We start from the raw sequence: 12,835 nt of genomic DNA, 5'->3' as shown, positions 1-12,835 counted from the left end.
CCCATGCTGATCTTAAAAATTTTATGCGCAAGCACACTAAACAAAAATTGGGGATTAGGCAAGCCGCCTATCCCCATGGTTTTAGCCACTTTGTAACGCCATGTTAGCTAAGTTTTACCTTCCACATTGCTGGACCGGTTTCATGAGCATTAACGCCGTCACTGTCAACGGCAACGGTCACTGGCATGTCTTCAACATCAAACTCGTAGATAGCTTCCATACCCAAGTCTTCAAACGCCACCACGCGAGACTTCTTAATCGCTTTAGAGACCAGATACGCAGCGCCCCCAACCGCCATCAGATACACAGCTTTATGCTTCTTAATCGACTCGACTGTCGCAGGGCCACGTTCAGCTTTTCCTATCATGCCCATTAACCCAGTTTTATCGAGCATCAGATCGGTAAACTTATCCATACGAGTAGCCGTGGTAGGACCGGCTGGACCGACTACCTCACTGCCAACCGGATCAACAGGACCCACGTAATAGATAAACTTGCCAGTAAAGTCTACGCCTTCTGGTAAGCCTTCACCGCTCTCGATAAGCGTCTGAATACGCTTGTGGGCCGCATCGCGTCCGGTAAGCATCTTACCGTTTAGCAGTAACACATCACCACTCTTCCACTGTTCAATATCAGCTTGCGTCACGGTATCAAGGTTTACACGGCGTACATCTTCACCCGCTTCACGAGTGATCTCTGGCCAATCCGCTAATGATGGAGGAGTCAGGTCGGCAGGACCTGAACCATCAAGATGAAAATGAACATGGCGGGTGGCCGCACAATTTGGGATCATGACCACAGGTTTTGATGCAGCATGAGTTGGCGCCGATTTGATTTTGATATCCAATACGGTCGTCAAGCCGCCCAAGCCTTGAGCACCAATACCTAGCTTATTGGCTCGCTCAAAGATCTCAAGACGTAGCTTCTCTTCTGTAGTCTCAGCACCACGCGCTTGCAGCTCGTGAATATCGACAGGGTCCATCAGTGACTCTTTGGCCATCACAGCCGCTTTCTCCGCAGTGCCGCCGATCCCTATACCTAACATACCTGGTGGGCACCAACCCGCGCCCATAGTTGGCAAGGTTTTTTCTACCCATGCAGCGATATCGTCAGACGGGTTAAGCATCACCATCTTAGATTTGTTTTCCGACCCGCCACCTTTCGCGGCAATAGCCACTTCAACATGATCACCTGGCACCATATCGATATGCACCACAGATGGGGTGTTATCACGGGTGTTCTTGCGACTTCCGGCTGGGTCAGCCACGATCGATGCACGCAGCGGGTTATCAGGATTGGTGTAAGCGCGCCTGACGCCTTCATCTACCATCTCCTGTACCGTCATATCGGTTTTGTCCCACTTAACCCCCATTCCAACCTTAACAAAACAGGTGACAATACCAGTGTCTTGGCACAAAGGACGTTTGCCTTCGGCTGACATACGAGAGTTAATCAGGATTTGAGCAATCGCATCTTTTGCTGCAACACTCTCCTCTTTCTCGTACGCCTCTGCCATAGCATCAACGAAGTCTTTTGGGTGGTAATAAGAGATATATTGAAGTGCATCAGCAACACTTTCGATTAGGTCGGCTTGCTTAATGATGGGCTGTTCTATACTCACAGACATTTCCTTACTCACAGTTTGGTGATTCACCGCCCTTTTGCAGGGTCGCGTATTTTTTTTTAATCCGTTCACAATATGATACTCTTTCGCGACTTTTAGGGGAACATCACATTTTAGATAAGGTTATTTGATGGATTATTCATCAACTCAAGATGTTGCAGTGAAAACCTTGGACTGGAATTTTTCAACAACTGAGGTTTTCGGCCATTTTGCCGAACACAAATGGGCAGTGTTACTTGACTCAGCGAATGCTGAGCACCCTAACGCCCGTTACGACATTATGAGTTACAGCCCCGTCGCGACATTAGTGACCCGTGGTGAGTTGACCGAGATAACCCACATTAATGCCACGGGCGAAAAAAACCTGCTTTGCAGTCGTGAGGATCCCTTTAGCTTATTAGCGCGCACCATTAAGCATTATTTCCCTATTAGCCAGTCAGTAGACTTGCCCTTTAGTGGTGGCGCACTGGGATCTTTTAGTTATGATCTGGGGCGAAGGGTGGAATCCTTACCGCACATTGCACAGCAAGATATTGCGTTACCCGAAATGAATGTCGGCCTCTACACTTGGGCATTGATTTACGACCGATGCGAAACACAATGGTCTCTGGTGCACTATCATGGCAGTGCTGCTCTAGAATCGACCTTAGCAGAGATTGAATCTCAGCTGTCCGTTGCACCAACTCATACTCATTTCTCTCTGACCCACGACTGGCAGCCACAGATCAGCCAACAGGATTACAGTGAAAAGTTTGACACGGTGCAGAGATACTTGCATAGCGGTGATTGCTACCAAATAAACCTCTCCCAACGTTTCGATGCACAATATCAAGGTGATGAATGGCAAGCCTACCTCAAGTTGAGAGCCAGTAATAAAGCCCCATTTTCCGCGTTTATTCGTCTGCCACAACACTCCATATTGTCGATATCCCCAGAGCGCTTTATCCAACTCAACGGCAGTGATATAGAGACTAAACCAATAAAAGGTACCCTCCCCAGGTCCAGCGATCCAGTGTTAGATAAACTGGCTGCTGCAACCCTAGCAGCATCAGAAAAAGATCGCGCTGAAAACGTCATGATTGTCGATCTGCTGCGTAATGATATCGGCAAGGTCGCTCAAGCCGGTAGTGTCGGCGTGCCACACCTTTTCGATATTGAAAGTTTTCCTGCCGTGCACCATTTAGTCAGCACTGTGACCGCCAAACTCGATAGCCGCTACAGCGGCTGTGATCTACTCAGGGCAGCATTTCCTGGTGGCTCAATCACCGGTGCCCCAAAAATTCGGGCCATGGAGATTATTGAGGAACTTGAGCCTTCAAGACGCTCAATATACTGTGGCACTATCGGCTACATCAGCCAAGATGGCAAAATGGACACCAATATCACCATCAGAACCTTAGTCACTGAGGATCAGCATATCTACTGTTGGGCTGGTGGCGGTATCGTAGCCGATTCAAACGTCGATGCTGAATACCAAGAAAGCTATGATAAGGTAAGCAGAATATTACCCATTCTGTCGAAATAGAGGTAGGAGTGTCGATGACCCTAGAGGAGTTTAAACACCGCTACAATTTAATGATACTGCCGGACGATACAGGCCCAGTGATCAGTCACCGACTTCGTCAAGCTGCGGTATTGGTCGCTTTTATTGAACAAAAACAAGAGCTGCATCTAATCTTAACCCGACGAGCGAGCCACTTACGCGCCCACCCTGGGCAAATTAGCTTCCCGGGGGGCAAGGTAGAAAAAAGTGATAAGAACTTAGAGGCAACGGCGCTACGAGAGGCCCATGAAGAGATCGCACTAGCCATCTCTAATGTCGAGGTGTTAGGCCAATACCCAATGTTTAACACCTTTACGGGCTTTGCCATCGCCCCCATTATCGGTGTGGTTAAGGAAGGTTTTAATCCGATACTGGATCCTGGTGAAGTCGACGAATTATTTACCGTGCCACTGTCATTTTTATTGGATCCAGCCAATCGGGTCGTCAAACACTTCATGCGCCGCGGTATCCAATACCCCGTCTATTTCATCCAATACCAAGAGTATTTTATCTGGGGCGCAACAGCAGCCATGATAGATAGGATCTGCCGCCAAATATCCTATAACGGTTAGAGGATTAAACTAGAAAGCTGATATAGAGCCCAGCAGCCAATGATGACAGCAGTAGCAATGGAATATTAAACCAATAGCCCAAACGACTATGATGTGCAGCATAGTAGTTCAGCGCTAAGCTGAGCAAGCTTATGGCTGCACAGGTCCAAATGACATACTCAAGTCTCAGTGTCATGGTTGGGTCCCAACTTAAGCGTACGCTCGCGCCCTTGCTTAAATAGTAACCAACCGCTCTATCCGGTCTTGCTTGGTCAAAAATCAATAATGCATAAACAGCCAACGCCCAACCACCGATAGAGAGCAGGCTTAATAGCAATTGAAATACTTTCAGTTTTTTCACGTTAGCCTCTGACTTTTGAGCGTATTTTAAGCATAACAACTTTTATACTGATACACCATTGCGGCCGTGTAAAAACGGTTAGCGCCACCAATTGTATTGATATTGACCCAATCTATAGCGTTAACCTTCCAATTAATCCGAATTATTTAACCTATCCGCCGCTATTGTGGTGTTTTCCCCTTGAGAAAAGCCACCAGCAAGGTAAGATAAACCTCCAAAATTTTTAATAAAACGATTCGTGGAGAACTAAGCAACAATGAGCATTGCATCTGTCGCTTCTGTATTTAAAGGTGAGTTTGCGGTTGGTTCGCAAGTCACCGTGCGCGGTTGGGTGAGAACTCGCCGAGATTCCAAGGCCGGCATCTCTTTTCTTGCCGTATATGATGGTTCCTGTTTTGATCCAATTCAGGGCGTTGTGCCAAATAGCTTAGAAAATTATAACGATGAAATTCTAAAGTTGACTGCAGGATGTTCTGTGATCATGACAGGTGAAGTCGTTGAATCTCCAGGTCAAGGCCAAGCATTTGAGCTACAAGTGGTTAGCGTAGAAGTGACAGGTTGGGTTGATGATCCAGATACCTACCCAATGGCAGCTAAACGTCACTCTATTGAACACCTTCGTGAATTGGCTCACCTACGCCCACGCACCAACATCATTGGTGCTGTTGCTCGCGTACGTAACTGTCTATCTCAAGCGATCCATCGTTTCTATCATGAAGAGGGTTTTATCTGGGTATCTACCCCACTTATCACCGCTTCTGATTGTGAAGGCGCTGGTGAGATGTTCCGCGTATCAACCCTTGATATGGAAAATCTCCCTCGCACCGATGATGGCAAAGTCGATTATAAAGAAGATTTCTTCGGTAAAGAATCCTTCCTCACCGTATCAGGTCAGCTTAATGCTGAAACCTACGCCAGTGCGCTGTCTAAGGTGTATACGTTTGGACCGACGTTCCGTGCAGAAAATTCAAACACCAGTCGTCACCTTGCTGAATTCTGGATGGTTGAGCCAGAAGTTGCCTTTGCTGACTTAGATGACGTTGCAGGCCTCGCTGAACGTATGCTTAAGTTCTGCTTTAAAGCCGTACTAGAAGAGCGCCGTGATGACTTAGCTTTCTTTGCACAACGTGTCGACAAAACCGTTATTGAACGTCTAGAAAACTTCGTTACCAGCGACTTTGCACAAGTTGATTACACTGACGCAGTTGAGATCTTGAAAACCTGCGGTAAAACGTTTGAGTATGATGTTGAATGGGGTATCGATCTACAATCAGAGCATGAGCGTTACCTAGCTGAGGAACACTTCAAAGCACCGGTAGTCGTTAAGAACTATCCAAAAGATATCAAAGCATTTTACATGCGCCTAAACGACGACGGTAAGACCGTTGCAGCGATGGACGTACTTGCACCTGGCATTGGTGAGATCATCGGTGGTGCTCAACGTGAAGAGCGTTTAGACGTATTAGATATGCGCCTCGAAGAGATGGAGTTGAGCCAAGAAGATTACTGGTGGTACCGTGATCTACGTCGTTATGGCACAGTGCCACACGCTGGCTTTGGTTTAGGTTTCGAGCGTTTGGTCTCTTATGTAACGGGAGTTTCAAATATTCGTGACGTGATTCCGTTCCCACGCGCACCTAAATCAGCTAACTTCTAATTCGTTAGTCGTTGACTTAGAAACGCTCCCAGATAGGGGGCGTTTTTTTTCGCATTTTTTAATTGGCTAACGAATCACTTTGTACACTAGCCCCTGCTCGCTGAGAAACTGCTCTGCATCTTTCCCTTGCAACATCGCCATGGTCGCTAGCATACCCGCGCTAATGCACTGCGGCGCACAAACCGTCACCGACAGTGGCGCATGTAACACTGGCATGCCTGTGGTTGGATCAATAATATGGCCAAAACGCTCACCCTTATCCTCGATAAAACGCCGCGAATGACCACTGGTTGCAATGGCGTCACTGCTGATGGTGATTTTGTCAGCGGTACGATTTAATGCGGAGGGGTCTTCAATGCCAACCTGCCATGGTTGCGTTGGTGTGCCTGTGACAACCAGATCGCCGCCAAGGTTAATTAAACAGGCTTTGCTCTGCCATGGCGCAGTACTTGTTTGTTCAGCCTGTGCGGCCAATAGCACAAGTGCGGCACGATCGGCGGCGTACTCCTTAGCAAGACCGCCAAAATCTAACATCATTTCCTGAGGAAGCAATAATCGACCATCACAAATTTGAATGCGATCAAAACCCACGCGTTTAATGGCGTTACCGATATCGCTCGCATTTGGTATTGAGGTGCCGTCTAATTCAAATTTCCACAATGCCATTAAGCTACCAGCCGTGACATCAAAACGCCCTTGGCTTAGTTGATAACACTGCGCGGCAAAATCCATGAGCGCGATGGTTTCCTCATCAATTTGTTGCCACTTCCCCGCCTGTGCATTAATAATGCTCAGTTGACTGTTAACATCGAAACGGTTGTATTTACTTTCTATGCGTTTGACTTCGTCGATTGCCGCCATTGCCAAACACGTTATCTCGGCTGAATCATCGCCATCACTGGTGCTTTCAATGAGACATTCACATTGGCTGGCCATCGCACTGAAGGTAATCCTGTAGTAAGGCTTATCAAACGTAAGCTTGCCGCAGTGACCGCTTGGAGTAATAAACTTTGTTGCTAACGATTGTGACGTTATCTGACTGGGTGGATCTGCACGCATAGTTACCTCTAGAACGAAAAACCCAACTGCGCGATGATGGCGTCATTATTTGGGAACTGATCGAACCGCCGCAACTGCCCCACTAAATCAAATCCCGAATTCTGTGGTCGTTGCTGATAATATTCCAGCCGAAAAGTCGCCAAGGTACCATCTTTTAATCGCTGACCATATTTAAGCCCTATGGTATAACTGTCGATAGCCCCTAAACGATAATCTGCGCTGCTATACTGCGGCAGTGCTTGATCATCGCGTAAATACAGCCGATAAAATTTAGCAGCAGTTTGTTGGTAAGCACGAAGATGCAACTGGACAAAACTCCTTGTCGTTAAGTTGACACGATAGCGCGACTCCAAGGTATGTGAGTCAATTGACCAATCATCAATGCTATAGCGATATGAGAGATCAAATACTCCATAAGTCAGAGCACGTTTGCCCATCACATAGAGACTTTGCTTGAGTCGTTTATCGGGGCGATGTTCATAATGATATCCTACGGCATGACCATCGCTGTTAATGCGACTCAGCACTTTATAGGGATCGGTCATATAACCGCTGACGTAAGATACACCATAATTGATCTGCATTAACCAATACTTATTCACAGTCTGAGTCAGGCCAAGGCTAATATCTAAAGTCTGCTTACTCTCACTGCCAGACTGACGCGTTTTATCAAATTCAGCTTTAAAAGCGGCTTCACTATCAAAGTCTTGCCGAAACACCATTTCGGTCATGGGAGCGGGACGACCACCAACGGGATTGGCAATATCATAAAAATAGCCGCCAGCCAGATTAGCTTGAGTATTCCCTTTATTAAACGACCACTGCCCACCGCCATTAAGGCCAATAGAGGTGTAGTCATATTCCCTTGAAAGATACCCCCCCAAAGTGGTGAGCGTACCCGCTGTGGGAGTATGTACCCACGTCGAGCTTAACTGTAACCGAGTATCTTTAAAGGTGTCATCAAGCGGGGTTTCACCGGGACGAGCCTGATACACCCCAGTACCAGAAGGCCGGGTGAAGGTTTGTACTTGTTGCTGCGTCACAGCGCCATTGGCCGATGCACCAGTAATGGTATCAAGCGCTAACTTTGTTACTAGCTTATCTTTGTCACCGAAGTTTTGGCTGAGTTTAAAAATCCCCTCAGCAACCGTGACCCGATCACGCTCTTGATAATACACCATAGCCACATCCACCTTAGGAGAGACTTGATTGGTATAGGCATCAGCATCGAGCGCAGTATCAGTAGGGGTAGCACCTGTGTCAACAACAGGCGAAACTTCGCTACTTGGATTGGCCAAGCTTGATTGACTTAGCAGGCTGGCAGCTGCAACGATTAACAGTTGACTCACAGAGGTTACTTTGCTGCACGCCTCTTTGCCTTGATAACTAGTTGCAGCCACAGCCCCCCCCAGACATCGCTCGGCCCCCACTACTGGCCTCTTTGCTGAAATAGATATGATCGTCGATAGACAAGTCCATTCCATCGCTGTCGAGCTGCATATCTTCTCGGGCAAATTCAGCGCGCTGCCATGGCTCTACGCCTAACTGCGCACAGCCTGTTGTCATTACAATCAGCAACAAACTCATTCTCTTAATCATTCTTGGGTTCCTTAACGGGTTCAATGGCTAATTGCGTTAGAATAGCTTGTTCTAATTGCGCCAACTCCTCATTGAAAAAGCCCACATGGCTGCTCACCAAAACCCCGTCTCGATTAAACAGGTAGCTGCTTGGCATACCAACCAGACCAAATTGCGCAGCAATATCACCACTGGAATTGAAAAGTACTTTAAAGTCGACATCAAACTGGCTAAGAAACTGTTTTGCCGAACCACTGTCTTCATCTAAATTAATCGCAATAATCTCAAGTCCTTGGTCAGCATACTTGCGTTGCATACTTTGCATCCAAGGAAATGACTTAAGGCAGGGCGCGCACCAAGATGCCCAAAAATCCACATAAACCACTTTGCCAGCAAATTCGCTGAGCTTAACACTTTGGTTGTTATCATCTAAGGCGCTATGGTCGAGGCTTGGAGCACTATTTACTATCATTGACGTCAATAATAACCAAACCAAACCCACAGTCCTAAGCACCACGCGGAAAAGGGGGACGGAAAATGAGTGAGAATGATGATTAACATTCATGGTAAACAACGCAGACCTCCTGCTAATTTCACCCTCAAGCCTAGGTAACTTTGTACACATCAGCGTTCTCCTTTGCCAAACAAGCCCTCTACAAACATAGGCCCCCAAGATGGGGTTATCTTATAAAGTGAACAATGAAAAAGATAGCCTACCCAGCTAATATAATCTTATTTAATCTCATTACTTTATGGCAAAATTAGTGGATAAAATGATTAAGTTAACAAGTTCGGTTATAGGTTCAATACAGGAATGCTATTAGCTATTGTATTGATTAGACTGGATGAAACAAATTAAGATAACAAATGGATAAAAAGATGTGGATACAAAAACAGATAACCCTTAATGCACGCCCACGGGGGTTTCATTTGATCACCGATGAGATCATCCGTGCGATTCCCGAGTTGAAGCAGCTAGAGATAGGTGTAGCGCACCTGCTATTGCAACACACCTCTGCAGGGCTCACGCTAAATGAAAATGCCGACCCCAGCGTTAGACAAGATTTCGAGCAGTTTTTTAATCGACTAGCCCCCGAGAACGCCCCCTACTACACCCATACCTATGAAGGACCCGATGACATGCCAGCGCATTTAAAGTCATCTCTGCTGGGTGCATCACTGTCGCTACCCATCACTCAAGGTCAATTTAACTTGGGGACTTGGCAAGGCATCTACCTGTGTGAAGCTAGGGACTACGCCAGTCGTCGTACACTCATTGTGACCATACAGGGACAATAAACAATAACCGCTATTGTTAAGCATCGTTTGTTTGATCTGTGATCGGCTGCAACAGCGCTAGCCAGTCATCTCGGTCCATCTCTGCAACAGAAAGCGCATCGGTCTGATACATGCTCTGCGCCAATGCATGTTTGCTCTGTTGTAGCTGTTGAATACGTTCCTCAACCGTGTTTTTGCAGATCAGTTTGTAGACGAACACAGGCTTTTGCTGGCCGATACGATAAGCCCTATCGCTTGCCTGCTCTTCAGCTGCCGGATTCCACCAGGGATCGACGTGAATAACGATATCCGCTTCGGTTAGGTTTAAACCCGATCCTCCCGCCTTGAGGCTAATAAGAAATACATTGACCTCGCCACTTCTGAAACGGCTGATAATCTTATCCCGGTGACGGCTCTTACCTGTCAGCATCTCGTAGCCTATCGCTAAGTGATCTAGTTGCGCAGCGATAAGATCTAACATGGTCGTGAAAGAGGAGAAGATCAATATATTACGGCCCTCCTCAATCATATTAGGCAGCTTGTCCGCCAACCAGGTCAATTTTGATGATTCATTAACACTTGTTGTGTTTTCCGCCTTAAGGGTTAACGCTTCAGCCTCTGTATCAGTTTCCGTAACAGCTAATTTAGCAAGCATACTAGGATGACAACATACCTGACGCAATTTCAGCAGCGCATTACTAATGGCTAGGCGATTAGCTTTAGCTCCGGTTTCTAACAGCGCGAGCTGTAACTGCTCAGCCACAGTGAGTCGGATTGTTTCATAGAGATCTGTTTGTGTCTGACTCAATGGAATCACAGTGTTAATCACTGTTTTTTCTGGCAATTCCTTAGCCACTTTTGATTTCGTCCGCCTTAGCATAAAAGGAGCGATACGACTGGCTAAGCGCTGACGCGCCGTCACACTGGCTTCTTTCTCTATCGGCAGCTTAAACTGACGCTGATATTGACTTGCACTGCCAAGAAAGCCGGGCATAAGAAAATGAAACAGCGACCACAGTTCACCTAAGTGATTCTCCATCGGTGTCCCTGTTAGGCAGAGACGATGCTTGGTATTGAGTTTATTAACTAATTTAGTCACCCGACTGCGACTATTTTTAATAGTTTGTGCTTCATCTAGTATCACTTGATACCATTGCTGCGCCATAAACAGCGCTTCATCTTGTAATAAGGTGCCATAACTGATGATCACGATATCGACCTGATTAAGCTGGTTGGCATTAATGTGGCGGGCACGTCCGCTCCAAACTAAGGTCGTCAAATCTGGTGTAAAAGTCTTAGCTTCATGCTGCCAGTTACTCAGTAACGTAGTGGGCGCAATAACCAGTATTGGTTGACTTAGTTTTCCCGCCTCTTTATCTAACGCTATGCTGGTAAGGGTTTGAATCGTTTTTCCCAGGCCCATATCATCGGCTAATATACCCGCAAATTTGTGCTTTTTTAGAAACTGTAACCATTTTACGCCTTGGCATTGATAGCTTCTTAATACTGCATTTAATCCCTTTGGCGCGACAAAGTCTGTGTCATCAGAGCTGGTTTCTAAAAAACGATTTAGCGCCTGCGCTTGCTCCCTTAGCCACGAGGCGCCTTGCCAACGCAATACCTCGGTCTTACTCGACGATGAACCAAGGATTGCCTTATCTAATTCTGATAACCGCGACAACTGATGGCGAGACAGTCTGAGTCGTTGGCTATCATTGAGAGGCTGCTTCTCGTAAAGCTCTCCTAAGACAGACAAAATACGTTTAACGCGATCAGCGGGCAAAGTGAGCAGTTCACCGGAATCCAGTTCAACAGTCACTGGCTTGCCACCAATCTCTGCAGAGATTTTGCCTTGGCGAATTAAATTAAGCAGTAATGGTAGCAAATTCACCTTTTTGCCATCAATATCTACACCTATACCTAGCTCAAACCAATCTTGATCGGGTTGGGCCTCTACGTCGGCAAACCAAGTGTGGCTCTGCACCTTAACAAACCGATTTTTTGCTTCAAAATCTATCTGCCAGCCCGCTAATGACAATTTTCGCAGCGCTACCGCTTGTAAATCAATAGCCTCAGGTAACAGCCTAGCGCTGGAATCTAACGCCAAACTAATTGGCGATTCATGACGATGGGAAACTAGGGGAAATTGATGCAGTTGCAGCTGACTTTTCGCCACAAGTGCCATGAGTGCTGTATGGTCTGCACTAATATAGAGTAACTCATCTAAGGTGTAGGCACGTTTACCGTGAACGAGATAAAACTTTGCAAATTCAACCGGCTCAATGGGGTCAGATAACCAAGGAAAATCCATCATCTGCCGTTTTATCATCAATCGTGGTGACCATTCACCATCCCTGTCAATATCATCAAGTAGGTGATGATTGATCCTTGCGTCATCAGCACAATCAAAAAGCAGGCTATGACTGCACTCGTCGATATACACATCATGACTGACCGCTACCATTAATTGCCTATCGAAGTAGTCTTCATCATAAAATCGCTCTAGCTTTAGCGGTATCGCACCGACCTCTTCAAAGAAGCAACGTTGTGTGGCAGTAATAAGCTGATAAAACGCTTGTCCGAGAGACTTTGGCAACAAGGTACATATCTGACCACGTTGAGTTTCTAGGTCATAGCTGTTTAAACTTGCGGCGAGCAAGGCAAAAATTTGTCTATCGGCGAGGCTAATATATTTAGGTGTTGGCTGGCTTTGGACAACATCAAGACCCAACTCACCTCGCAGTTGATATCGACCTTCTTTGGTTAAATAGCCTTTGTAGACACTGAGTTCAATGCCGTCATCTATGACCTTAAGCAGATAGATAACACGATGGCGCGCCATTGCCGGAAACGGATCGTAATACTGGCTAAATTCGCTTCTAAAAAGCCTGATGGCAGTGTCATTCCGCCTGCTGCGCGCTGAGAATTCAGACTCAGGTTGTGCCAAATGTTCTATGGCTAAGGCTGCCAAATGGATGCACTTTTTTTGCTTACAACTGCATTCCCCTGTGTACGCCGCAGCCCCTAATAAAAGATGAGCACTAATTTCTCCCCGCCCATGAGTAAAGCGCCCCTCTACACGGCTTACGCTTTCACTAAAGTGGACGAGTTGTCGGCTAAGTAACGCCTGTAGTCCAGCGAAAATTTCTTGATGGGAAAAACTGTCAGATAATACTAGCAATGC

Annotated in this window: 11 protein-coding genes; 4 read left to right on the top strand and 7 right to left on the bottom strand. The window is 46.6% G+C overall.

Going from position 1 to position 12,835, the window contains the following annotated elements:
- Nucleotides 1-103: 103 nt before the first annotated feature.
- The gene (locus BEL05_RS20095; RefSeq protein WP_069672197.1) at nt 104-1,627 is read right to left on the bottom strand and encodes a fumarate hydratase; all 1,524 of its coding nucleotides are present in this window, start codon (nt 1,625-1,627) and stop codon (nt 104-106) included.
- Nucleotides 1,628-1,754: 127 nt separating this feature from the next.
- Between BEL05_RS20095 and pabB the strand changes: the two genes are divergently transcribed.
- Entirely contained in the window at nt 1,755-3,149 is a 1,395-nt protein-coding gene (gene pabB / locus BEL05_RS20090; RefSeq protein WP_069672196.1) for an aminodeoxychorismate synthase component I, read from the top strand.
- Nucleotides 3,150-3,163: 14 nt separating this feature from the next.
- Nucleotides 3,164-3,739 (top strand): CoA pyrophosphatase, encoded by a 576-nt coding sequence (locus BEL05_RS20085; RefSeq protein ID WP_069672195.1) that lies wholly within the window; start codon nt 3,164-3,166, stop codon nt 3,737-3,739.
- Between the two features lie 4 nt (nt 3,740-3,743).
- Here the strand turns inward: BEL05_RS20085 and BEL05_RS20080 are convergent, their stop codons facing one another.
- Nucleotides 3,744-4,079: a hypothetical protein gene (locus BEL05_RS20080; RefSeq protein WP_028761920.1), complete on the bottom strand. Its 336-nt coding sequence runs from the start codon at nt 4,077-4,079 to the stop codon at nt 3,744-3,746.
- A 256-nt stretch (nt 4,080-4,335) separates the two neighbouring features.
- On the opposite strand from BEL05_RS20080, the gene asnS reads away from it, so the two are divergent.
- Complete coding sequence (gene asnS, locus BEL05_RS20075) at nt 4,336-5,736, top strand: asparagine--tRNA ligase (protein ID WP_028761921.1); 1,401 nt, start codon at nt 4,336-4,338, stop codon at nt 5,734-5,736.
- A 66-nt stretch (nt 5,737-5,802) separates the two neighbouring features.
- Here asnS and BEL05_RS20070 read toward each other — a convergent pair whose 3' ends face one another.
- From BEL05_RS20070 to BEL05_RS20055, 4 genes are read right to left on the bottom strand one after another with little or no spacing between them, the layout of a single operon-like run.
- Nucleotides 5,803-6,795 (bottom strand): FAD:protein FMN transferase, encoded by a 993-nt coding sequence (locus tag BEL05_RS20070; RefSeq protein ID WP_245687039.1) that lies wholly within the window; start codon nt 6,793-6,795, stop codon nt 5,803-5,805.
- Nucleotides 6,796-6,803: 8 nt separating this feature from the next.
- The gene (locus BEL05_RS20065; protein WP_069672194.1) at nt 6,804-8,195 is read right to left on the bottom strand and encodes a DUF3570 domain-containing protein; all 1,392 of its coding nucleotides are present in this window, start codon (nt 8,193-8,195) and stop codon (nt 6,804-6,806) included.
- Nucleotides 8,182-8,394: a DUF4266 domain-containing protein gene (locus tag BEL05_RS20060; protein ID WP_069672193.1), complete on the bottom strand. Its 213-nt coding sequence runs from the start codon at nt 8,392-8,394 to the stop codon at nt 8,182-8,184. The genes BEL05_RS20065 and BEL05_RS20060 overlap by 14 nt, the downstream gene beginning before the upstream one ends.
- Nucleotides 8,387-8,845 (bottom strand): TlpA disulfide reductase family protein, encoded by a 459-nt coding sequence (locus BEL05_RS20055; RefSeq protein WP_037427672.1) that lies wholly within the window; start codon nt 8,843-8,845, stop codon nt 8,387-8,389. Before BEL05_RS20055 ends, BEL05_RS20060 begins: the two co-directional genes overlap by 8 nt.
- 407 nt (nt 8,846-9,252) lie before the next feature.
- Between BEL05_RS20055 and BEL05_RS20050 the strand changes: the two genes are divergently transcribed.
- A complete protein-coding gene (locus BEL05_RS20050) occupies nt 9,253-9,672 on the top strand; it encodes a secondary thiamine-phosphate synthase enzyme YjbQ (protein ID WP_069672272.1) in 420 nt (139 codons plus the stop codon).
- Between the two features lie 16 nt (nt 9,673-9,688).
- Here BEL05_RS20050 and BEL05_RS20045 read toward each other — a convergent pair whose 3' ends face one another.
- Entirely contained in the window at nt 9,689-12,832 is a 3,144-nt protein-coding gene (locus BEL05_RS20045) for a DEAD/DEAH box helicase (protein ID WP_175427356.1), read from the bottom strand.
- Between the last annotated feature and the right edge of the window lie 3 nt (nt 12,833-12,835).

The sequence above is a fragment of the Shewanella colwelliana genome, from assembly GCF_001735525.1.
Taxonomy (GTDB): domain Bacteria; phylum Pseudomonadota; class Gammaproteobacteria; order Enterobacterales; family Shewanellaceae; genus Shewanella; species Shewanella colwelliana.
Note: the sequence above shows the minus strand (reverse complement) of the source record. Positions and strands in the feature narration are given on the sequence as shown.

What these genes read in the sequence shown, in the direction of transcription:
- BEL05_RS20095 (WP_069672197.1), bottom strand. Translation starts at nt 1,627, where the DNA reads ATGTCTGTGAGTATAGAACAGCCCATCATTAAGCAAGCCGACCTAATC.
- pabB (WP_069672196.1), top strand. Translation starts at nt 1,755, where the DNA reads ATGGATTATTCATCAACTCAAGATGTTGCAGTGAAAACCTTGGACTGG.
- BEL05_RS20085 (WP_069672195.1), top strand. Translation starts at nt 3,164, where the DNA reads ATGACCCTAGAGGAGTTTAAACACCGCTACAATTTAATGATACTGCCG.
- asnS (WP_028761921.1), top strand. Translation starts at nt 4,336, where the DNA reads ATGAGCATTGCATCTGTCGCTTCTGTATTTAAAGGTGAGTTTGCGGTT.
- BEL05_RS20070 (WP_245687039.1), bottom strand. Translation starts at nt 6,795, where the DNA reads ATGCGTGCAGATCCACCCAGTCAGATAACGTCACAATCGTTAGCAACA.
- BEL05_RS20060 (WP_069672193.1), bottom strand. Translation starts at nt 8,394, where the DNA reads ATGATTAAGAGAATGAGTTTGTTGCTGATTGTAATGACAACAGGCTGT.
- BEL05_RS20055 (WP_037427672.1), bottom strand. Translation starts at nt 8,845, where the DNA reads ATGATAGTAAATAGTGCTCCAAGCCTCGACCATAGCGCCTTAGATGAT.
- BEL05_RS20050 (WP_069672272.1), top strand. Translation starts at nt 9,253, where the DNA reads ATGTGGATACAAAAACAGATAACCCTTAATGCACGCCCACGGGGGTTT.